This is a genomic window from Mycobacterium sp., from assembly GCF_035570115.1.
GTDB lineage: Bacteria > Actinomycetota > Actinomycetes > Mycobacteriales > Mycobacteriaceae > Mycobacterium.
Genome location: NZ_DATMLH010000259.1, coordinates 1 through 21,231, shown reverse-complemented (window position 1 = coordinate 21,231; position 21,231 = coordinate 1). Strand labels below are relative to the sequence as shown.

The following is a 21,231-nucleotide window of genomic DNA, read 5'->3' as shown; positions in this document are numbered from 1 at the left end:
GAGACCTTCGCTGCCGGTCCTGTCGCGGCAGGACGGTGGAGCTCTCGGGCCTGAATCCCATTCGGCGCAGTGCGCTGCAGTGTTATTTTCGGACAATGGCGAGAGCGTATCTGATTGCAACAACGCCGCGTACAGGCAGTTCTTTGCTGTGCGAAGGGCTCATCGCGAGCGGAGTGGCGGGTTTTCCGGAGGAGTACTCCTCGGCAGAGGATCCGGGGACATGGCGGGACTACGCCCGCTGCTCGAGTCACATGGAATACTTCGGGCGTTATGTTCAGCGAGGACGTTCACACAACGGCGTTTTCGCCGCGAAGCTGATGTGGCTACAGTTTTTGACGTGGGGCGCTGACGCACGACGATATCTTGGCTCTAATGACGAAACCCCGGATATCATTCGCTCGCTGATCGGACCGTATTCCATCGTGCGACTCAGCCGTGAGGACCGCTTAAGGCAAGCGGTGTCGTTTGTTCGAGCGGGTTTGACAGGCGAGTGGTCCCGCCGCAGAACAGACGTGCATGGTCCCGCGCCGTGGCCTGTCTACGACGCCAACGAAATACGGTCCATCATGGAACTGATTGACTGCCATGAGCATTCGTGGGAGGCGGTGCTGCAGACGTTTGACGGACCGGTATTTCGCGTGAATTACGAGGCGCTTGAGAGAGATTATCGCGGAACGGTCAAAGACGTACTAACCTTTCTAGGCCTCGAAGCAACCCGATCGATTCCCGATCCGGTTCTAACGCGCCAAGCCGACGATATGACTGAAGAGTGGGTTGCCCGAGCCGGAGCAGACCTGAATACGCCCTGCGGCCGGCCCGCCACGGAGTCATCCGCACCGACAGCGTTTAGCACCGATCCGTGAACCCCGCCGATGGGGTTTAGGTGGACTCTTACCGGTATTGGATGCGGTGCAACTCGGCGTAGACACCATCACGCGCCAGCAACTCCTGGTGGGTGCCTTCTTCGGCCACCGCACCGTCTTTGAACGCGATGATCTTATTGGCGTCGCGGATGGTGCTCAGCCGATGGGCGATGCAAATGACGGTGCGGTCCTTCATCAGCCGGTCTAGCGCCTCGAGCACCACCTGTTCGGATTCGGCGTCGAGCGCCGCGCTGGGTTCGTCGAGAATCAGGATCGGGTTGTTGCGAATCAGCGCGCGGGCTATGCCGATGCGCTGGCGCTGGCCGGCGGAGAGCCTCAGACCTCGCTCGCCGACGATGCTCTCGTAGCCCCGCGGCATGCGGGTGATGAATTCATCGGCGTTGCCGAGCTTGGCCGCCTGCACGATTTCGTCCGTAGTGGCGTCGGGACGCCCAACAGCGATGTTGTCGCGCACCGTTCCCCGGAAAAGGACGGTGTCCTGGAGTACGAACGCGATCTGGTTGCGCAGTCCGTGCAGCTTGAAATCGCGGATGTCTGTGCCGTCGATCCTGATGGTGCCGCGGTTGACATCATAGAACCGCGAGATGAGGCTTACCGCGGTCGACTTGCCGGTTCCGGTGGCGCCGACGATGCCCAGCAGTTCCCCATGCTGGACGGTGAAGTTGATGTCGCGCAACACCGGGGTGTCGGGGTCGTAGCCGAAAGTCACGTGCTCATAGGCGATGTCACCGCGAAACGGCGGCGGATCAATAGCGTCGGGGCGCTCCGGAATAATGGCGTCGGCTTTGAGGAGGTCCTGTATCCGCTGAACCGCCACCGACGTCTGGGCGATGCTGTCCGTCTGCGACGAGAGATCGTGCACCTGTGCGAAGAACGCCCCCAGATAAGCGCTGATCACAGTGAGCGTGCCCAGCGTCAAGGTCCCTGCCAGGATCAGCGATGTGCCGCGCCAGAGCACAAAGGCGGTACACATCGCGATAGGAATGGTGACCACCGGCCCAAGCAGCGACCGCACACGCCGTGCCCTCAGCGATGCCTGCATGATCAGCCCGCTGATCTGCGCCAGTCGCTTCTCCTCCAGGTGTTGGCGGTCGAACGCCTGGACCACTTCCACCAAATCCAGGCCCTCTTGGACGGTGGCCACCATCTCGGCCTCGATTTCGCGGACCTTCCAGGCTGTCTTTTGTATGGAGTTTCTGACGCGTGATGCCCCAAAGAGCAGGAACGGAAGCAACGCAACAGCGATCAGGGCGAAATCCCAACGAAGCATGAACATCACAATCAGCATGCCGATAATGGTGGTCAAGTTGACAAAAATAATCGCTGGGCTTGCCGCGGCGAAACTCTGAATCGTCGAGACGTCTGTGGTGATGGTGCTGAGTATTGTGCCGACCTGATGGGTGCGGTACCAGCCGAGGGAAAGGCGCTGCAAATGATGATATGCCCGAATCCGCAGATCCTTGGCAACCGATTGGCCAATACTCTCGACGAAGTAAGTGGCGATGTAATTGGCGATCGCTGACAAGACGGCGATCAATACGATAGAGATTCCCGCCAGCAACGCGATCCGCATTTTGCCGCCGCTTCCTAGCATCCGTGCAAACCATTTCGCCCATCCTGGGAGAGGGTGGTTGGAAATCACGCTGTCGATGATGATCTTGAGCGGCCAGGGCCCAGCGAGGGACATCGCCGCCGCCGCCAGCATCGCCGCCAGCACGATGACTAGAAGCCAGCGGTACGGCTGGAGTAGCTCACGAATCAGACGCGCCATAGCAACGCCCTTCTTTTTGCGAGGTGACGGTCAGTCGGCATATCCCGAACCCGATGTTTGCGTTCAGACCCAACGCTTCGGGCTCGAGGAACGCTCGGCGACCACCGAAGCCCGATCTGCGACCGCGATAATCGCTAGACGCGGCAGCGGCGCGTGGTGGCGCGGACACGCGGTCCCCTCACCGACGTGACGCAAAACCCGACTCGGCAAATCTCGTCCGTGAATACCGGTGACAGATAGCGGGCGAGTGAACGGGCCTGTAGCCGACGCAGCGGATAATCAGGCTTGTGCACAACGATTACCAATGTGTAGGTCATCGTGCGATCAATTCCCTTCTCGCGCCGCAACGGCATCCACGGCGTCCAATCCGACTTGCGCTCATGATCGACGCCCTAGCCTAGCTCTACGATTGGATGGTAGCGTTCGTCCACCAGTCGGCAATGCGGGACGGAGGTGGTTGCCAATGATTGCCGCCGCGCAACTGAAATCGTCGGATCGAAGCCTCGACCCGGAACCCGATGCAAGCTTTTATTGCCGCATCACCAATCTCGCTCGCACGGAATCTGACCTATATCGTGCGTGCTACCGGCCAGGTATCACATGCTGAGCAACAGTGACCCGCTCGTGTCGTCGCGGGTTGTTGTGCATGACTTCCTCGATGAGTCGGAATGCGTCGAGACGGTGCGCCGTGTCAATAGATTGCAGAATCGCTGGACGAGACGTTCGGAATTCGGTGATTCCTTCACGCTGGGCGCCGCGGCCTACCTGGATGCTGAAGAGTCGCGCGAGACCTACCTCGCCGCGGCCGCACAGACAAACCCGACACTGTCTGAAGCCTTCAGCGATCTCTACGGCGGTCTTCGCGGGTTCTTGGAGTCCCTTCTCGCGGAGCCGGTGACCTATGACGATTGCCTCGCCATGCCGGGTTTCCACATCTTCGCCTACGACGGAAGCGTGTTGGCGGACGATAACATCGGCGAACGCGCGCATTTCGACATGCAGTTCCGCCAGGTCGTTCCGGGCCGGGCACCCGAGGCGACGCTCAGCTTCACACTGCCGCTGCAGCAACCCACAGGAGGCACCGGCCTTGCGGTCTGGCCCCTCGACTACGAGGAGGCCGTTCGGCGTGACGCGGGCAGCAGAAACTGGGCCGTGCAGAATCCCTGGACACTAGTGAGATACGAGACGGGCCGCATGGTGTTGCATGACGGTCTCGTGCTGCACGCGTTAGTCAGGTCACCCTCGCGGACACCAAAGGGCCTGCGCGTCACGTTGCAGGGCCACGGGGTGCGGCATGATGGGCGGTGGACGATCTACTGGTAGATGCGTCAGCAGGAGCGGCACAATCTCACTCGGCGGCGCGTCGGACCGGCGCCCGACGGATCGGTTCCTCGACAACGGATAATCGCTGTCAGTTCATTCCAAATTCATAAAGGCACAGAGGTCGTTTAACACGTATTCAGCAGCGGCCCTTCTGGCACGGCGCTGTTACGTCGTCTCAGGTCAATCGTCAGGCACCGCGAAGCAGTCGATGTACTTTTCCCGGACGTAACTTCCAGCTACTGCTGTAGCCATCACCACAGCCTGATAGCAACACGACCGGCTGACCAGCCCGATGCTCGGCGGTCAGAGGCGAAGCCTACTGGTAGAGAAGACGCGAAAACTGCCGGATTACGGAAATCGAGTGGGCCGAGCGGCAACCGAGTAGCATCAGCGCAGTCTGCATTGTCAATGGAGAGCAACGAAAGGCAATTGACCATGGCCGCTCCATTCATCTCACACGACCGGCGCGCCGAAATCCTGAGCCACTTGGCCTCAGATGCGGCTACGGAGGACGCGGAAAGCGCCAAATCGTCGTACAACAAGCTCTACAGCAAGGAGCAGCAGAAGGACCAAAAGGATAGCAAGGACGGCAAAGACAGCAAAGACCAGGAGAACAGCCACGCGCCGGGCGGCACCGGCTATGAGGAGGTCATTCGCGCGGCTGGCGCCGATGCCGCGGCGAATGACGAAGCCCGCGCCGAAATGAGCGTCGGACAAAAATGGATGCAGCCCACCGAATTAGAAAAGCGTGATCCCATCGTGTAGGCAGAGCAGAGAGTGGCGGGTGACCCCGAGGTTTTGATCGTCGCCGATCCGAACGACGAGTTAGCGTGTCAACTACATGAGGCACTGAGCCGTCGAGGTCATCGCTGCGCGATTGTCGACGGGCTCTCGGCGGCGCGACTGTTCACGATCAGGGTTGACGACGACGGTGCGCATGTCTTTCCCGATATTCCTTTGTTCATACGTGCCAGCGCTTGGTCGGACGATAAGGCCACCTCTGAGGACGAGCGTTTCTTGCGCGCGGAAGCTTTTGCGACTCTTTGGGCTGCGGCCGCGCTGTGCAAGTCGCCGGTGATCAATAGGCCTACGCCGGCAGGGTCGGTGGGCCGGCTAACAATATCGGCGATTGCGTCAAGGATGGGCGCGTGCACCGGAACCGCGTATCGCGAACTCCACGTCAGTGATCCCGCGATAGCGCTCGGAAAAATCAAGCCACCAATCTGGGGCGAGGACATTGACTTCCGCACGAGGGAGTTGTCGGCGCTGCGGGCGAACGTTCCCGCGCGGGTTCGCTCCGTCACCTTGGACGGCGGCTACGAGACCATCTCGATCGTGGGTGCGCGGGCGTTCGCTGCAACCAACGATCCGCGCACCCAACGCGCCAACTTGCTCGCTCGCTGTATCGAGATCGTCGCCCGTTTCGACCTGCACTTCGCCACTGTGACGTGGATGGTGGGCGACGATGGGGCGGTGCCTGTGCGCCTCAACGCCGAACCGAGCGCGGCGGAGTTGCGCACCTGCCTCGACGCGGTGCTCGAAGGGCTATGCCAGGACCTGCACCCATGATTTACGCGCTCGGTCTGCGGTCCGAGGCCACGTTCGCGCACTTCCTGGCGGAGGCGGCGGCGCACGGGACGGAGGTGCTCGCCGTTGATCTGCGCGATGCGGTGGAGGGCGAATGGGTCTTTCCCATCGGGCCCGCGGGCACCGCCGAACTGAGCCTGTCGGATCAAAGCGTCCACCTGCAACCAAGTGATGCCTTCTATTGCCGCATCATCAGTCTCGCGGACATGGAGTCAGACCCACAGCGCGTGCGGCGCTGGCAAGCACTATGTACAGGGCTGTTCGCCTGGATCAACGACATACCGGGACGAGTCGCCAATCGCGGTCACGGCGGCGAGCACAACAGTTCGAAACCACTGCATGAAGCACTATTGCTGCGCTACGGATTTTCGGTTCCAGAGAGCGTGACGACCTGCGATCCGGCGGAGATCACGGCCTTCCTCAACAAAGGGCGAACGGTGTCCAAGACCGTATGCGGCGTGCGCGCGGATACAACGGAAGTCACGGATACCGACTTTGCGGGTTTCGAACCCGCCGCTGGCCCTGTGCATTTACAGCGGCTCATCGAAGGCGAGGACGCGCGCATCCACGTGGTCGGAAGCGAAGTCATCGCCCAGCGGGTCGACTCCCCGAACATCGACTATCGGACGGCGGGGGACATCAGCCGGCTCGCCACTTTCGTGCCCGAGCCAGCGATCACCGAACGCATCGTGCGCGCGTCGAACGCCATGGGCATGGCGTTCACTGGGTGGGACTTCAAGATCGACGCCGCGGGCCAATACTGGTGTCTGGAGGTCAATCCCATGCCCGGCTACGGCTGCTACGACCGACGGTGTGACGGCGCGATCTCAACGGAGCTGTTGCGCTATCTCAGCGATCCCGCATGCTAACCAACGGGCGCCGCTCTTGTCGACGCGTCATCGCGCGTGACTTCCTCGACGACTCCGAATGCGCCGAGACGGCTCGGCGGGTCAATTGACCGCAGGATCACTCTGCGGGCCCACGGCACAGTTTGGCCTGGCGCGGCGCGTCGGGCGCGGAGCGCAGCGCGTGGCGGATCGATTCCTCGAGAATGGAGTAATCGCCGTCGGCCCGGTCCAAATTTATTGGAGCGCGCAGCATCGCATCAGTGATGCTGATGATGCGCGGTGGGCCGCTGCGCTTGTAGCCGCGGGCGTGCAGAAGAAGCGGATGGGCGAGGACCACATCGCCCACCGCTCCGGTGATCTCATGAAAATTCCCGATCGGCTCGCGCAGCACCTCGTCAAATAGGTTGCAATCCGCGTGCCCGTGCGGATAGCGCGCCAGCGTGCGTGCGGTCGTCTTATGCGATCCCAGTGCCAAAGCGGTCCCCCCGCCACCGGCTGCCAGATCGGTGAATAGACCGATGGCGAATAGGCCCTGCTGCAAAGCGTCAAGGGAGTGCCACCCGGGGGCGGGTGGCCATTTGAACCAGGTGCCATCGAGATGCCAGCCCTCATCGGGGAAGGCATCGCTCGCATCTGCGCCGAACGAGAAATTGACCGGCCAGAAGCCCCATTTGCGAATGCCCGTCCAGCGCCCCGGTCCAAGAAGCGTCTCGATGGCCTCAGCGAGCGCGTCGGTGAAGCAGGCCTGCACGGCCGGCGCGTCGATTTGCGCTTCGCCGGTGTAGAGCGCGGGCCAGGTTCGCGGATCATCGCGATGGATCCCGGCTTTCTGCGCCATCCGCGTCCACAGCAGATCGCGCGCTGCGACGGCACACTGCCGGGTGAACACGCCCCGCAGTGTGCAGAAGCCGAGCTCGACAAACTGATCGATCTGTTCTGCGCTAAGCCTCTCAGGCACTTGGGATCCCAACGCCCACCGACCGCACACGGGGCGGCGCTATACGAATACGACGTTGTTGAGCATAGTAGCGATGCATGTCGCTCCGGCGGCTAATTCGGATCGATATTCGGCTATTGATACCGAGCCGACCAGACGCCGAGCACGACGACATCTACTAAAATAAGTCAGATCGTGACGCTGCTCGACACACATCCTCAGCGGTTCGGTTACCGACTATGGCGCGTCCTGCCAAGCTGGAGTCGCCTAGTCGCACCATTCGAGGGCGGTTTGTTGACAAGCTTGTCAGTCGAAGCGAAATGTCCACACGGCAACGAACCACCCTCACCGCACTGCCAATGCGGAGTGCACTACGTGCCAGACGTCCATGCGTTCTGCCACTTCCCATGGATAGCCCCACTGCTCAAGGACGCTGATACGCGCACGCCGTCTCGCATAGCCATCACCTTCGGCGCCGCCGTTGGCGGGATAGCCAACGACTTCGACCCGGGAGTCGACTGCCAGCGCACCAAGCGCTATCACGTCCTCTCAATAGTCATACCGAAATGCCATGCCGCTCAGCGTGACTCGCTACGCCAACAATATAAATGCCCAGTGAGCGTTGGCATATCGCCGCAGGATCTCCACGACGCGGCTAAGCACGTGCCTGACCGCGGCCCCGATTGGTTCTTCGAACTCGCGGCCATACCGTCGGCAGCCGAAGACGAACCGACGCAGAACTACAACGCCATGATGCGGAAGTTGACGCAGGCCGGAGCATTGCGTCAAATCTGTGGACCGGCTCGGGAAGGGGCGTATCTTCCCGGGTGATCCAGGCAAGACGCGCAGCCGTGTTGTGCCGGCACGGCGGCCGCGACTCGACCGGACTATCTGTCTGTTGGGCTTTTGCCGGTGTTCGGCATGCTCGCTATCAAAAGCGGCACAGTTTGGCTCGGCGCAGCTCGTCGGGCGCCGAGCGCAGCGCGTGACGGATCGATTCCTCGAGAATGGAGTAATTGCCGTCGGCCCGGTCAAAATTCATCGGGGCGAGCAGCCCCGCCTCGGTGTTGCTGATGATGCGCGGTGGGCCGCTGCGCTTATAGCCGCGGGTGTGAAAAAGAAACGGATGTCCGAGGACCACATCGCCCACCGCTCCGGTGATCTCATGAAAATTCCCGATCGGCTCGCGCAGCACCTCGTCAAACAAGTCGCGATGCGCGATCCCCTGCGGATAGCGCGCCAGCGTGCGCGCGGTCGCTTTGTGCGATCCCAGCGCCAAAGCGGTCCCCCCGCCGCCGGGCGCGACATCGGTGAACAGGCCGATGAGGAGCAGGCCCTGCCACGGAGCGTCGAGCGTGTGCGTGAACCAGTTGCCATCGATATGCCAGCCCTCAGTGGGGAAGGCATCGCTCGCATCTGCACCGAACGAAAAATTCACCGGCCAGAAGCCCCACTCGCGAATGCCCCTCCAGCGCCCCGGTCCAAGAAGCGTCTCGATGGCCTCGGCGAGTGCGTCGGTGAAGCAGGCCTGCACGGCCGGCGCGTAGATGTGTTCTTCGATGTCGTAGCTGGCGGGCCAGGTTCGCGGATCATCGCGATGGATTCCGGCCTTCTGCGCCATGCGCGCCCACACCAGATCGCGCGCCGCGACGGCACACTGCGGGGTGAACGCGCCCCGCAGTGTGCAGAAGCCGAGCTCGACAAACTGATCGACCTGTTCTGCGCTGAGCCGCTCAGTCACTTCGGAATCCCCAACAGGTGGCGCGTTGCGCGGCGCTAAACGAATACCACATCCTTGAGCATGTTACCGATCTATGTCGTTCCGGCCGCTCATTCGGACCGATAGGCACCACAAGCAACTACCGCGTTACCCTGTCATTTACCCGATATAGCCAACGGAGCGTCATGTCCGAGCCCACCTTCGATGTTGAGGGTTTCTTTGACGAGGACTACTTGTACTTCTACGGCGAACAGCTCGAAGCTGGCGCTGACTCCGACACCGAATTGATTTGGCAGTTACTGGAACTGGCACCGGGTATGGAGGTGTTGGACCTCGCGTGCGGCCATGGGCGCATCGCCAACCGACTGGCCCAGCGTGGATGCCGCGTCACCGGCTTGGACTCTTCGCCCCTATTCCTGCAGTTGGCACGCCAACACGCCGAAGCTCGCGACGTCACGGTCGACTACGTTCACGGTGACATGCGCAACTTGCCATGGACCGGACGGTTCGACCGGATCATCAACTGGTCGGGCGCATTCGGCTACTTCGATGATGTCGCAAACCAGCACGTCCTCGCTTCGGCCGCGGCCGCGCTCAAGCCCGGCGGCTGGCTCGCGATCGACCTGGACAACTATCCCGCCGTCGTCCGCCGCTTCGCGCCCTCGACCGTGATGCAACGCGACGGCAACTTTGTGATCACCCAGTGGCGGCTGGATCTGCTCACCAGCACATTGGTGGGCGAGAGGACCACCATCCGTGATGGCCGTACCCGCCACATTTCCTACTCCCCGCGAATGTTCACCTACACCGAGCTGCGCGACTGGCTGCGCGCGACCGGATTTACCACTATCTCCGGTTACGGCGACACCAATGTGCCCGACGACAGCAACGACAAGAACCGGCTCACCGTCGACAGCCGGCGGATGATCGTGGTCGCAAAACACTGAGATCCAAACAGGTCCGGCGCAAGCCCGATCGACAGGAGGGCTTCATGGTCACGAACGCGGCGCTGCGGTCTTCGGTGATGACGATGTTGGCGGCCGCACAGATCTCGAAGTCCTCACGGGTGCGGCGCGCGCCCGGGCGGGCGATCCTGCGGGCGATCCGCGAGGCTGAAGGACTGGACGAGAACAAAGCCTTCAAGGAGAAGCGCACTCCGCAGTTCAAGGGCCGCTAAGGCGCCCCCAACAGATTTCCCAACTCGTCACGGCCCTATGCGGCCTTGCCCGCCCAGCCGACAGCGCCGAGCCTGTCTGTACCGCCCAGAATTTGTATTGGTCTAGACGATCAATCCGCAGCGACGATTAGCCAGTACACGGATCCTTCCTCTGCTATGAAGGAACCCAATGTCCCGGGCTCACGACTCATTCCGAGGAAGTGCATGAAAACTGAATTCCCCCCGCTGCCAGAAGTCCAGGTCGCTGAGGGCGCCTCGTCACCGCGCATCTGCATCGCTACATGGGAAATCGAAGGACCATCCAGAAACGCCGGCATCGGCACCGCCTACACGAGTTTGGCCGACGCCTTGGTCCGCGCCAACTACGACGTGACAGTCCTATTTCTTCTGGGGTATCACCCGACAGACGGAAATATGAGCGAGTGGATCCGACACTACCGGGACAACAAGGGCATAACGCTGGAACCGCTTCCGATGCCCCATACCCCGACGATTCACGCCAATTGGGCCGCTGGCGTGTCCTACCACACGTACGTTTGGCTGAAAGAGCATCAGCACGATTTCGACATAATCCACTTTCCGGAGTGTCAGGGCCTCGGCTTTTATAGCACCCTGGCGAAGCGGCAGGGCCTAGCATTTGCCAAATCGGCGTTTGTGATCGGGACCCATGGTCCGATACTTTGGGTGAAAGAGGGCAACCAGGATTACCTCCGAGATCTCGGTGAGCTGGAAATTGATCACATGGAACGCACCTGTGTCGCCGCCGCCGACGCTGTGGTGAGCCCAAGCCAATACCTCCTCGAATGGATGGAACGCAATAACTGGGAACTTCCCCAGGAAACCTTTGTTGCACCCTACATTCGTCCCTACGGCGTCACTCCCACAAATCCGGACCCGCCGAAGATGAACCATGCTGTTCGGGAACTAGTATTTTTCGGAAGGCTTGAGCTCAGAAAGGGTCTGAAGCTCTTCTGCGACGCGATCGATTACCTTTGCGCCAATGGCGAGAACCAGGACTTTGAGGTCTCGTTCCTGGGGAAAGAAACCCAAATCTACGGCCGTTCGAGCATTGGCTATATCAGCGACAGGTCTAAGAAATGGAACGTCCCCTGGCGCCTGATTTCTAATAAGTTTCAAGCCGGGGCTATTGAGTACCTCAAAGGGGATGGGCGCCTTGCTGTGATCCCTTCCCTCGGGGATAATTTTCCCAATACCGTATTGGAATGTGTGAGCGCAGGTATCCCGGTTTTAGCGAGCAACATCGGCGGGATCCCGGAAGTAGTCGCACCGGAAGACAGAGCAGAAGTCTGTTTCGAACCACGGCCGGATGTTCTTGCACACCGAATCCGGGTTGCGCTGGCCAGTGGTGCCATCTCGGCACGCCCGTCGATTTCATTTGCCGACAACGAGAGGCGATGGACAAATTGGCACCGCGACGTTCGAAGGCACGCCAAGGACGTACGGTCTGCTAGTGGCGGGATGGATTCTGACCTAGAACCCGACTTTCCATTAGTGAGTGTTTGCTTTCCGTTCATCACCAACGAAAGTAAGATCGCCGCTACGCTCGCCTCGGTCAAAGCACAGGACTACCCCAATTTTGAGGTGATTCTCGTCGAGTGCGGCACTGATATCTCGCACGAAAAGAGCTCGTCGGCCGAGTCGCCCGACCTCGAGGGCATCAATGTTAGGGAAATTCGTCAGCGAAGTCGGGAGATTGGCGCGGGAAGAAACACCGCCGCACGAGAAGCAAAGGGCAGGTACCTCTTCTTCATCGATGACCACACGCTCCTGTTGCCCTCGAGCGCTCTCTCCGCCTTTGTGCTGGTTGCGCAAAAGGTGGACGTTCCCATTGTCACCTCATCCATCAGCTTTTTCCAGGGATCTTCCGGCGAATCGCCAGAAGATCGGATGGAGGATTCGCAGCGACCATTTCTCGGAGGCGACGTCGCTACGGGCGCATTTGTAAACTGCTTTGGCAGCACAAATGCCCTCGTCAGACGCGATGCCTTCGATGCCGCCGGCGGATTCAGCGATGAAGCGATCTCGACCCTGGATGACTGGGAGTTTTTTGTCAAGGCGGCGTTCTTGGGCTTTCAGATTGAGACGATTCCGGATGTCTTTGTCTGGTACCGCCTAGACCTCGATCGGGAGAGTTTGGTGCATTCTATCGCGAACTCCATTCGGAGCGTGCGACCATACACTGATCCCGGCCGGAAAGTAGACGCTAAGGTCGAGCAGGCAATTTCGCGATCTTTACTGCTTGGTCACGGCATGAAGTTCGACCAGGATGCGCTGGTGGGCAAACCACTTTCCCGGGGAGAACAGGGTCCCCCGGTAACCGGATAGGTTGCCATCTGACATGCCATCATCACGCGGCGTTCTGGTCCTCGGTATGCACAGGGCCGGAACGAGCCTGGTCACCTGCGGGATCAAGGCGTTAGGCATCTACATGGGTGACGACTTCGTTGACCCGCAATTCGATAATCCTCGGGGCTATTGGGAGGATCGAAATGTCGTCGATCTCAACCAGCGAGTGCTGAGTGCCTTCGGCCTTAAGTGGGAGCGTCCCGATCTTCTTACTGACGCCCAATGGCAGGAGCCCGAAATCGAGGCGATGCGACTGGAGGCAATCGAACACGTCCGAGAGAATTTCTCATCGCATCCGCTTTGGGGATTCAAGGATCCGCGCACAATTCGACTACTTCCATTCTGGTGGTCGGTGCTCGAGCGCCTCGGAGTGCAAGATTCCTATGTAGTCGTCATCCGGAATCCGTTGAGCGTTGCCGAGTCTTTGATTGCGCGCCAACCGGACGTATTCGACCCTGCCCTCGCACATTCCCTCTGGCTTGCTCATATGGTTCCATATCTAAACATGATCAAGCAAAAGCCCTTTGTTGTTACCGATTATGACTTACTTATGGACGACCCGCGGGGTCAACTTCTGCGTATCGGACGTGCTTTAGAGATCCCACCGGCCGCTGCGAATTCCGCAGAAATCGACGACTTTGTTACCGACTATCTTGACCCCGGGTTGCGCCATAGTCAATTCGGCCGGCTCGACCGCGACTTTGTTCCGCATCTTAGCCTTTTAGTACAAAAGGCTTACCTCTGCCTGAGCCGACTTGCCACAGACCGCGTTGGACCTGACCGCTCCCCGTTCTGGTCGGAGTGGAAGCAGATCGAAGATGCCGCCAGGCGATTGCTTGACAATGAGTCCGTCATACCTGAGCGGAATATCTAGCTGCTTTACGGTATTGCGGCAGGCCTTCGCCTGATCTTCGGTGCCGGCGGCTTTGAACCACCGCTAAGTCAAGCGCAATTCCAGCATCTGTTGGCTCCTCGGGTGCTTCCAGTCTCCGAGGCAGCGCGGCTTCAGTCCCGCGGAACGCGCGAAATACTCAATCTGGTCGCGCGTGTAATGAAAAGGATCGGATAGGAAGTGTGTCACGACGTCCCCCCGGGGCTGTGTATACGCATCTGAGAGCAGCAGTTCGGGCACCTCAAAATAGGAAAAATAGAATGAACTATGCTCGTGCATCACTCGCCGCATCTGTAAAAAACAGTAAATGATTTGGTTCGCATGCAAATGCGTGATCAGCGAGATTGAGATGCCGAAATCGAACTGGACGCCGAACCCGCTGGCGTCGAATTGCTCGGTACGCTGCAGGTGAACCCGTCTGCCGGCCAAACCCGCTTCCCGCAGCTCTTGGTGACCGGCTTCCAGCAGGCTTTTGTTGATGTCGATCCCGTAGTAGTTGCCGTCGTCCAGGTGGCGGATGAAATGCACGCCGCCCCGCAGGGCGCCGCAGCCGACGTCCAGCAGCTTCGACTCGCGCGTCAGCCCCCTGGAAATCATGAAATCGAACTGGAGCCGTCCGATCTCGTCCCAAAGCCCGCCCACGAAGCCGCGATGCTCCTTCCGCAGTAACTCAGACGCGGTCAGCTCTCGCCAGTACGGATTCATGTTGTTCATATCAGGATGGCCGCTTCTGAAATGGTTGGGGTAACTCCGGGACTCTGGCTACTCCGTCCTGATCAGAAGACCCCGCGCTCGAGCCGACTCGAACATCCTATGGAATAGCAGCGCGGCGAGTGCCAGGTATACGAGGTCCAGTGCGAGACCCCATTGAAGGTCCGCCATCGGGAATCCTTGCCCCGCCATCACCTGCCGCATTGCTTCGAAGGAATGAGTTGTGGGTAACGCCAGGGCGAGTGGATGAAGGAACACCGGCAGCGTGTTCAACGGGTAGAACACGCAGGAAAAGGGCATCAACAGACCAGCAAAGCTCCATGCCAGGCCCTCGAGCTTCGATGCATAACGGAGGATCAGGCTGGTGATCACGATACCGATTGCAAGGCCGAAGAACATCAGCACCGCAATGAAGGGGATGAACTCGATCAGCAACGGGACGATATTGAAGTGATAGCAGAGCAGCGCAATCACGGATTCTAGTGTCAGCCCAATTATGGCCTTGATCAAGTTCACCGAGATCAGAGCCGAAACGTATTCCCCTACGCTCAGCGGTGAAGTGAATAGGTTGATGTGATTGCGCGTCCAGAAGTCTTCGAGAAATGCCTGTCCCATGTCGCGTTGGAATCCATTGAAAAACCCCCACAAAACGATCCCTCCAAGTAACACGCTGATAAGGCCCGGTTGCAGACGTTGGTGGTTTGTGAGGTAGATGGTTAGAAAGCCCCACATCACGATATTCACCACCGGAAAATATACGGTATTGATCAGGTGATTGGTATTATGCCGCAATTCATATAGGTGTCGCAGGATGATCGCTTCGATTCTATGGCGCCGCATCTCTTTGTTCCCTCGCGATTCGGATGAAGACTTCTTCGAGAGCCGGCTCGTCCCGGTGCTCCGCCAAAATGCGGCGGGTGACCTCGATCGGACTCCCGCTCGCAATAATCCGGCCCTGGTTAAGAAACATAATTCGACTGCATATCCGCTGAACTTCGGCCATATCGTGTGACGTATAGATGATACTCGTGCCATGGCTCCGTTGAAGACCCAGCAACACCTCTCTAACTTCGAGTGCGATCAGCGGGTCAAGATAGACGGTCGGCTCATCTAATAACAACAATTCGGGATTATTGAGGAACGCCTTGCACAAGCCGACGCGCGCCGCCTCGCCGGAGGAGAGTCGTGCTATCGGGCTATTCTGGAGTTTCCCCATCGCGAATCGATCAAGCAACTGGTCAATTTTCTTCGATGAATTACGTATATTGTAGATACGGGCGAAAACCGCCAGGTTTTCGCGTACCGTCATACGCGCCGGAAATGCGACATATGGCGAGGTGAAGTTTAATCTCTGGAGTATATGCTCGCGATCCGTGTTCAGGCTTTTGCCGAACAACAAAAAAGTCCCGGCACTTGGCGTAATCAACCCGGTCAGCATGTGCACGATACTCGTCTTGCCCGCTCCATTCGGACCGACAAGGCCGACGATTTCCCCTTCGCACACGGAGAATGACACGTCATCTACGGCACGAAACGTCCCAAACGTCTTCGTCAGGTGCCTAACCTCGACCCGGGTTGGGTCATGATGCGCGTTCACGACGCCTGACTTCCCGGAGTTTCTTGGCATGCCAATCGATAGTGCGCGCAATCCCCTCATGTACCGAGACCTGAGGGTGCCATCCAAGCCGATCACGCGCTCTCGTGATATCGGGCCGCCGACGGGTCGGGTCATCTTGCGGCAGCGGATGAAACTCTAGTGGGGAAAGTGAGCCCGCTAGCTCGATCACCAATTCAGCGATCTGAAGAACGGTAAGCTCCACCGGATTGCCGAGGTTGATTGGCCCCGGGTCGTCGGCCTCCAGCATCGCCAGGATGCCTTGAACCAAGTCGTCCGCATAGCAAAGACTTCTCGTTTGGGTTCCGTCTCCGAAAACGGTCAAGGGTTTGGAATTCAGGGCCTGGTCAATGAAAGACGGAACAACACGCCCGTCGTCTGACCGCATCCGAGGTCCGTAGGTGTTGAAGATACGCAGAATTCCTGTGTCTGCACCACAGGACGTGCGGTAGGCCGTTGTCAAAGCTTCTGCATAACGCTTAGCCTCGTCATAGGCGCTTCGCGGTCCGCCGGGGTTGACGTTGCCCCAATATTCTTCGGGCTGCGGGTGGAGGAGGGGCTCACCATAAACCTCGCTACTTGACGCGAGGATAAAGCGAGCGGATTTGGCCATGGCGAAATCGAGTACGTTCCGTGTTCCCTCCGACCCGGTCCGTAGCGTGAAGATAGGTCTGTCCAGGTACGCAAATGGCGATGCAGGGCTGGCGAGGTGAACTACACCATCGAATCTGCCCTCGATATCAATCGTCTCAAGGACGCTCGCCTCGATGAAAGAGAATTCAGCAGATGTACTGAGATGCTCGATGTTGGCGCGGGAGCCGGTTGAGAGATCGTCAAGGCATACAACAGTGTGGTCCCTGGCGACCAGCAGATCGCACAGATTCGATCCGAGAAATCCAGCGCCACCGGTAACGAGGACTCTCATGAGTCTTCCCCCTGTGGTTGCGCCTGATTTGTCTGTGGCAGCATCATGGACGCCCGAAGCTTCGGTAATTCCAGCCGGCAGCCCGCCAGGGCTGCGGGTCAAGGCAATTACGAGCGTCGATGATACGCTTCGACCTGGTTACCGCTTCAAGCTTTTCTGGTTGCAGTTTCCGGAATTCATTCCACTCGGTGAGAATGAGAACCACATCGGCCTCCTTGCATGCTTCGACGGTCGACAACGCATAGTTGAGCGTCGGGAATAGCTGTTGGGCATTGTCCATGGCTTTTGGATCGAACACGCTGACAATGGCCCCCTGTAGCTGTAATTGCCCAGCCACATCCAGTGCCGGTGAATCACGAACATCGTCTGAGTTCGGCTTGAAGGCAACGCCAAGAACCGCCGCTCTCGTCCCAACCAGGGACCCACAAATTTCGCGAGTCGCATCGATTACACGGCCGCGTTGTCTCATATTGATGTTGTCGACGACCTGCAAAAATGTGACGACATCACCGAGGCCCAGCTCGTCCGCGCGGGTCGTGAAGGCACGTATGTCTTTCGGAAGGCATCCGCCGCCGAAACCCAGGCCGGCATCGAGGAACTCCCGCCCTATGCGCTTATCAACCCCGATTGCGCCGGCCAGCATGGTCACATCGGCGGATGTAGCTTCGCACACTTCAGAAATCGCGTTGATGAACGAGATTTTTGTGGCGAGAAAGGCGTTCGCCGCCACTTTGGCCAACTCGGCGGTCGCCAGACTTGTTACCAAAAACGGGATCTCACTATTGGCCGATAACGGACGGTATAGTTCTGCCAGCGTTTTCGCTGCCCGGTTCTCGTGGGCGTGTTCCACACCTACGACAATGCGGTCAGGGTGCAGAGTGTCGTGCACGGCAAAACCTTCGCGGAGGAACTCCGGGTTCCAGGCGAGTTCTATGTCGTCACCGGCAGGCGCCAAGCTTCGCGTGCGCCTTGCCAAACGCTCCGCCGTGCCCACCGGTACGGTCGACTTGCCCACGACTAGAGCTGGTCGATTCAAGTGTGGAGACAGCGCATCGATCGCCGCATGTAAGTACGATAAGTTCGCGGCCAAACCCGTTTCGCATTGTGGCGTGCCTACCGTAAGAAACACCAGATCCGCAAAATCGGCCGCTTCCACGAAAGAGTCGGTGAAGCGGAGGCGCCCGGATGCCAGGTTGTCTCTCACGAGGTTGTCGATGCCGGGTTCGAAGAAGGGCACTTCACCGGACTGGAGCTTGGCTACCTTGCCCGGGTCGATATCCACGCCCAGCACATCGTGGCCAATTTGTGCCATGCAGGCAGCATGGGTTGTGCCCAGATAACCGGTTCCAATCACTGCTATCCGCATCTGAGATCCGCCCGTGTTCACACGACATTGTTGTCGACTAAAGCGACGGTCTCTCGCGTGGTCTGATGCAGACCCCGATTGCGTGCGGATTGTGTTGTCGTCTTTGCCCCAGCAACTCCAGGTTTCACATCTTCGACCCTTCGGGAGAGCTCAGGCAGGCAGGGGGAGGCATCTTCCGAGGCGCGCACGAGTTGACCCTTGTGGTCGAAGGCGATAAGGAATTCCGGTGGTTGACGGACCAATGTGGAGCAGTCGGCGCGTACACGCTTGCCGGGAAGCGCGCCGTACCTATACAGCAAACGGGCTCCATGCCCCATGCTCTCATCTACGTCGCAGCCTTGCCCGTCTTTACGCAATCTGGGTGGCCGAGGGATTCGGCCGCAATGTGACGCGGTTCTGGTCACCCGCCCACATGGCGTTGCCTTTGCCAGACGAATACTTTTGTGTTACCGACCGGGCGCACAAGCGCATTGTGATCTTCGACCCGAACAGCACACAATTGCGGGTCATCCCCTAGGCCACACGGTCTCCGGCTGTTAGCCGAGTACCGGCGCGCTCGGGGTGAAGACCACCGGCATCTTCTCCAGACCGGACACGAAGTTCGCCCGCCGCAGCGGCAGCGCGGCATCCGAGGCCAGCCGCATGTCCGGAATGCGTTGCAGTAGGCGGGCCTGCATGATCGACAGCTCCAGCCTGGCGAGTTGGTTGCCCAGGCAGAAGTGCGTCCCGAAGCCGAACGCGAGGTGGTTGTTCGGGTAGCGCTCGATGTTGAAGGCGTCCGGATCGTCGAAGACCTTTTCGTCGAAGTTCGCCGACTCGAACAGCAGGATCATCTTCTCGCCCTGGTGCAACTGGGTGCCGTGAAAGTCGTTGTCGGCGGTGATCGTGCGGGCCATGTTCTTCACCGGCGCCGTCCAGCGCAGCATTTCTTCGATCGCGTTGGGCAGCAATTCCAGGTCGTTGACCAGACGCTGGTGTTGATCGGGGTGCTGCAGCAGCTGCCTGGTCCCGCCGGACAGCGTGTGACGGGTGGTCTCGTCACCACCGATCAACAGCAGCAGGACCTCGGTGACGATCTGGTGGTCCTCCAGCCGTGACCCTTCGACCTCCGCATGCACCAGGACGCTGACCAGATCGTCGGTCGGTTGCTCCTTGCGCGCCGCGATCATCCCGTTCATGTATTCGGTGTAGGCGGCGAAGGCATTCATCGTGACCTGCATGTCTTCTTCGGCCGCAGTGCTGCTCAAGGTACTGACCAGGTCGTCGGACCACTTGAGGAACATCTCGCGGTCCTCCGGACGCACACCGAGCATGTCCCCGATGACCGCCATCGGCAGGGGCGCGGCGAGGTCCCAGACGAAGTCGCACTCGCCGCGCTGACACACCGCATCGATCAATGTGTCGCACAGCGAGGTGATCTTGGATTCCAGGTCTTTCACCCGTTTGCGGGTGAACCCGTAGTTGACGAGCTTGCGGCGCAACAGATGTTGCGGGTCGTCCATCTCGATCATCATCTCGACGCCCGGTTGGTCGGGCCGGATGCCGCCGGCGTTCGAGAACAGCTCGGGTTTGCGTTCTGCCTCGATGACAGCCTGGTACGTGGCAGCGGCGGCCAACCCGTTGCGGTCCCGGAACACCGGCTCGTTCTCCCGCATCCAGCGGTAGACCGCCCGGGAGTCGCCCGCGTAGAAAGCGCCGTCCGTCAGATCGACATCCGGTTTGGTCATTGAAGTCACTGTCATGAGATCTCCTGAGCGTCGCCGAATGTCATCTGTACCTGGTGAGCAGAACTGGACAGCATCGCGCGCTTCGGAAGGCCCAGCGACGCCAACTCTTTCGCATAAGGATGCTGGCCCAGCTTGACCCGGACGCCACCGAATCGTGTGCGCACACCGTCCAGCGTGTGCTCGAAGGCGGTCTCGCGGGTGACCCCGTCGCGGTGCGAGTAGCTGCGCTGCGCCTGCTGGCGCGGGGTCAGCCGAATCGGCAGGCCGGGACGAAAGTCCATGCCCAGGACCAGTTGCCCGTCGACAGTGCAATCGAACCCGAACCGACGGCCTTCTCGAATGGTGAAGTCCGCCATGACTTTCGGGTAGCCCCAGATCTTGGTCCCCGCCTCAAGCGTGAACGCCTGGTCGACGGGCAGGTGATGGATGAAGGCGCCGGCCGACTGCAGGGCTCGTAGGCCACCCCGCTTGGAGTCAGGGGGAGCGCCGGGAGGGTTGACCATCACGCTGGTGCCGAACTCGTAGTACTGGCCCAGGTCGCCGTCGATGTAGTGCATCAACATCAAGACCACGACCGCACGCCCGGGCAGGTAGCGGCAGACCCGCAAGCCGCTGTAGTCGATGAGGTGCTGAGCGGCGTCGGCGTCCACCGAGAACATCGCCATGTGCTGTGTTGCCTTGCGGATCTGCACCGGCATGGTGATCACCGTGCCGGCGATGGTGTGCTGCGAGGCTGTCATCCGGTCAATCTAGAACGCGTTCTAGCCAGCCGCAAGGACCGGCTCAGATCAACGACGCCAGCTCGCGGACCTGCTCGGTACTGCGACCAGACACCACCATCATGGTGACGCCCGCGGCCTCCCAGGCCTTGATCTGCTTACGCACGTAGTCCACGTCGCCGACGATCGCCGCGTCATCAATGACCTCGTCCGGGATGATCTCGGCGGCTCGTTCTTTGCCGTCCTTGCGTCCGCTGCGGAAGAGCTTCGTCACGTCGTCGACCACCTCGGCGTAGCCCATCCGGCGGTACACGTCGGCGTGGAAGTTCGTGTCCTCGGCGCCCATCCCGCCCATGTACAGGGCGATATAGGGCTTCATGGCCGCGAACGCGGCGCTGCGGTCTTCGCTGATAACGATGTTGGCGGTCGCACAGATTTCGAAGTCCTCACGGCTGCGGCGCGCGCCCGGGCGGGCGAACCCTTCGTCCAGCCACTCGTTGTAGGTGTCGGCCATCCGTGGCGTGTAGAAGATCGGCAGCCAGCCATCGCAGATCTCAGCGGCCAACGCGACATTCTTCGGCCCCTCGGCACCCAGCATGATCGGGATGTCGGACCGCAGCGGGTGGGTGATGGGCTTGAGCGGCTTGCCCAGACCCGTTGCG

At 59.9% G+C, this 21,231-nt stretch carries 21 protein-coding genes and 1 pseudogene; 9 read left to right on the top strand and 13 right to left on the bottom strand.

Annotated elements, in window-relative coordinates:
* Positions 1–95 precede the first annotated feature (95 nt).
* The gene (locus tag VNW74_RS24400; RefSeq protein ID WP_325681617.1) at positions 96–863 is read left to right on the top strand and encodes a Stf0 family sulfotransferase; all 768 of its coding nucleotides are present in this window, start codon (positions 96–98) and stop codon (positions 861–863) included.
* Between the two features lie 28 nt (positions 864–891).
* On the opposite strand, the gene VNW74_RS24395 is transcribed toward VNW74_RS24400, so the two are convergent.
* Entirely contained in the window at positions 892–2,601 is a 1,710-nt protein-coding gene (locus VNW74_RS24395) for an ABC transporter ATP-binding protein (protein WP_325681615.1), read from the bottom strand.
* Positions 2,602–3,255: 654 nt separating this feature from the next.
* Here VNW74_RS24395 and VNW74_RS24390 point away from each other — a divergent pair.
* From VNW74_RS24390 to VNW74_RS24375, 4 genes are all read left to right on the top strand, one after another.
* Positions 3,256–3,978 (top strand): hypothetical protein, encoded by a 723-nt coding sequence (locus VNW74_RS24390; RefSeq protein ID WP_325681613.1) that lies wholly within the window; start codon positions 3,256–3,258, stop codon positions 3,976–3,978.
* Positions 3,979–4,413: 435 nt separating this feature from the next.
* On the top strand, positions 4,414–4,743 hold the full coding sequence (locus tag VNW74_RS24385) for a hypothetical protein (protein ID WP_325681611.1): 330 nt from the start codon (positions 4,414–4,416) through the stop codon (positions 4,741–4,743).
* A 12-nt stretch (positions 4,744–4,755) separates the two neighbouring features.
* Positions 4,756–5,547: a hypothetical protein gene (locus tag VNW74_RS24380; RefSeq protein WP_325681609.1), complete on the top strand. Its 792-nt coding sequence runs from the start codon at positions 4,756–4,758 to the stop codon at positions 5,545–5,547.
* A 74-nt stretch (positions 5,548–5,621) separates the two neighbouring features.
* Positions 5,622–6,434 (top strand): hypothetical protein, encoded by an 813-nt coding sequence (locus VNW74_RS24375; RefSeq protein WP_325681607.1) that lies wholly within the window; start codon positions 5,622–5,624, stop codon positions 6,432–6,434.
* 97 nt (positions 6,435–6,531) lie between these two features.
* Here VNW74_RS24375 and VNW74_RS24370 read toward each other — a convergent pair whose 3' ends face one another.
* A complete protein-coding gene (locus tag VNW74_RS24370; protein WP_325681605.1) occupies positions 6,532–7,251 on the bottom strand; it encodes a hypothetical protein in 720 nt (239 codons plus the stop codon).
* Between the two features lie 444 nt (positions 7,252–7,695).
* Positions 7,696–7,893 carry a hypothetical protein gene (locus VNW74_RS24365; RefSeq protein WP_325681603.1) on the bottom strand — a complete coding sequence of 66 codons (198 nt, stop codon included), beginning with the start codon at positions 7,891–7,893 and terminating at the stop codon, positions 7,696–7,698.
* Between the two features lie 72 nt (positions 7,894–7,965).
* Here VNW74_RS24365 and VNW74_RS24360 point away from each other — a divergent pair, with 72 nt between their 5' ends.
* Positions 7,966–8,181, top strand: coding sequence for a hypothetical protein (locus tag VNW74_RS24360; protein ID WP_325681601.1), 216 nt, complete (start codon positions 7,966–7,968; stop codon positions 8,179–8,181).
* Positions 8,182–8,281: 100 nt separating this feature from the next.
* On the opposite strand, the gene VNW74_RS24355 is transcribed toward VNW74_RS24360, so the two are convergent.
* Positions 8,282–9,091, bottom strand: coding sequence for a hypothetical protein (locus VNW74_RS24355; RefSeq protein ID WP_325681599.1), 810 nt, complete (start codon positions 9,089–9,091; stop codon positions 8,282–8,284).
* A gap of 164 nt (positions 9,092–9,255) precedes the next feature.
* On the opposite strand from VNW74_RS24355, the gene VNW74_RS24350 reads away from it, so the two are divergent.
* Positions 9,256–10,017, top strand: coding sequence for a class I SAM-dependent methyltransferase (locus tag VNW74_RS24350; RefSeq protein WP_325681597.1), 762 nt, complete (start codon positions 9,256–9,258; stop codon positions 10,015–10,017).
* Between the two features lie 37 nt (positions 10,018–10,054).
* Here the strand turns inward: VNW74_RS24350 and VNW74_RS24345 are convergent.
* A pseudogene (locus VNW74_RS24345) lies at positions 10,055–10,159 on the bottom strand (LLM class F420-dependent oxidoreductase); the annotation flags it as partial.
* A 292-nt stretch (positions 10,160–10,451) separates the two neighbouring features.
* Here VNW74_RS24345 and VNW74_RS24340 point away from each other — a divergent pair.
* On the top strand, positions 10,452–12,593 hold the full coding sequence (locus tag VNW74_RS24340; RefSeq protein WP_325681595.1) for a glycosyltransferase: 2,142 nt from the start codon (positions 10,452–10,454) through the stop codon (positions 12,591–12,593).
* 103 nt (positions 12,594–12,696) lie between these two features.
* Positions 12,697–13,488, top strand: coding sequence for a hypothetical protein (locus tag VNW74_RS24335; protein WP_325681593.1), 792 nt, complete (start codon positions 12,697–12,699; stop codon positions 13,486–13,488).
* A gap of 63 nt (positions 13,489–13,551) precedes the next feature.
* Here the strand turns inward: VNW74_RS24335 and VNW74_RS24330 are convergent, their stop codons facing one another.
* The 8 genes from VNW74_RS24330 to VNW74_RS24295 all read right to left on the bottom strand — a co-directional run.
* Complete coding sequence (locus VNW74_RS24330) at positions 13,552–14,211, bottom strand: class I SAM-dependent methyltransferase (protein ID WP_325681591.1); 660 nt, start codon at positions 14,209–14,211, stop codon at positions 13,552–13,554.
* 57 nt (positions 14,212–14,268) lie between these two features.
* Positions 14,269–15,057: an ABC transporter permease gene (locus VNW74_RS24325; RefSeq protein ID WP_325681589.1), complete on the bottom strand. Its 789-nt coding sequence runs from the start codon at positions 15,055–15,057 to the stop codon at positions 14,269–14,271.
* Positions 15,044–15,733: an ABC transporter ATP-binding protein gene (locus VNW74_RS24320; protein WP_325681587.1), complete on the bottom strand. Its 690-nt coding sequence runs from the start codon at positions 15,731–15,733 to the stop codon at positions 15,044–15,046. The genes VNW74_RS24325 and VNW74_RS24320 overlap by 14 nt, the downstream gene beginning before the upstream one ends.
* A 64-nt stretch (positions 15,734–15,797) precedes the next feature.
* The gene (locus tag VNW74_RS24315; RefSeq protein ID WP_325681585.1) at positions 15,798–16,757 is read right to left on the bottom strand and encodes a UDP-glucuronic acid decarboxylase family protein; all 960 of its coding nucleotides are present in this window, start codon (positions 16,755–16,757) and stop codon (positions 15,798–15,800) included.
* A 43-nt stretch (positions 16,758–16,800) separates the two neighbouring features.
* Positions 16,801–18,123 carry a UDP-glucose/GDP-mannose dehydrogenase family protein gene (locus tag VNW74_RS24310; protein WP_325681583.1) on the bottom strand — a complete coding sequence of 441 codons (1,323 nt, stop codon included), beginning with the start codon at positions 18,121–18,123 and terminating at the stop codon, positions 16,801–16,803.
* Positions 18,124–18,659: 536 nt separating this feature from the next.
* The gene (locus VNW74_RS24305) at positions 18,660–19,865 is read right to left on the bottom strand and encodes a cytochrome P450 (RefSeq protein WP_414686763.1); all 1,206 of its coding nucleotides are present in this window, start codon (positions 19,863–19,865) and stop codon (positions 18,660–18,662) included.
* A complete protein-coding gene (locus VNW74_RS24300) occupies positions 19,862–20,590 on the bottom strand; it encodes an acetoacetate decarboxylase family protein (RefSeq protein WP_325681581.1) in 729 nt (242 codons plus the stop codon). The genes VNW74_RS24305 and VNW74_RS24300 overlap by 4 nt, the downstream gene beginning before the upstream one ends.
* A 43-nt stretch (positions 20,591–20,633) precedes the next feature.
* On the bottom strand, positions 20,634–21,231 hold a 598-nt coding region (locus VNW74_RS24295; RefSeq protein WP_325681579.1), incomplete at its 5' end, for an LLM class flavin-dependent oxidoreductase.

Coding starts and splice junctions, on each gene's coding strand:
- VNW74_RS24400 (WP_325681617.1), top strand. CDS start 96: ATGGCGAGAGCGTATCTGATTGCAACAACGCCGCGTACAGGCAGTTCT.
- VNW74_RS24390 (WP_325681613.1), top strand. CDS start 3,256: ATGCTGAGCAACAGTGACCCGCTCGTGTCGTCGCGGGTTGTTGTGCAT.
- VNW74_RS24385 (WP_325681611.1), top strand. CDS start 4,414: ATGGCCGCTCCATTCATCTCACACGACCGGCGCGCCGAAATCCTGAGC.
- VNW74_RS24370 (WP_325681605.1), bottom strand. CDS start 7,251: ATGGCGCAGAAAGCCGGGATCCATCGCGATGATCCGCGAACCTGGCCC.
- VNW74_RS24350 (WP_325681597.1), top strand. CDS start 9,256: ATGTCCGAGCCCACCTTCGATGTTGAGGGTTTCTTTGACGAGGACTAC.
- VNW74_RS24340 (WP_325681595.1), top strand. CDS start 10,452: ATGAAAACTGAATTCCCCCCGCTGCCAGAAGTCCAGGTCGCTGAGGGC.
- VNW74_RS24335 (WP_325681593.1), top strand. CDS start 12,697: ATGGGTGACGACTTCGTTGACCCGCAATTCGATAATCCTCGGGGCTAT.
- VNW74_RS24330 (WP_325681591.1), bottom strand. CDS start 14,211: ATGAATCCGTACTGGCGAGAGCTGACCGCGTCTGAGTTACTGCGGAAG.
- VNW74_RS24325 (WP_325681589.1), bottom strand. CDS start 15,057: ATGCGGCGCCATAGAATCGAAGCGATCATCCTGCGACACCTATATGAA.
- VNW74_RS24315 (WP_325681585.1), bottom strand. CDS start 16,757: ATGAGAGTCCTCGTTACCGGTGGCGCTGGATTTCTCGGATCGAATCTG.
- VNW74_RS24310 (WP_325681583.1), bottom strand. CDS start 18,123: ATGCGGATAGCAGTGATTGGAACCGGTTATCTGGGCACAACCCATGCT.
- VNW74_RS24305 (WP_414686763.1), bottom strand. CDS start 19,865: ATGACAGTGACTTCAATGACCAAACCGGATGTCGATCTGACGGACGGC.
- VNW74_RS24300 (WP_325681581.1), bottom strand. CDS start 20,590: ATGACAGCCTCGCAGCACACCATCGCCGGCACGGTGATCACCATGCCG.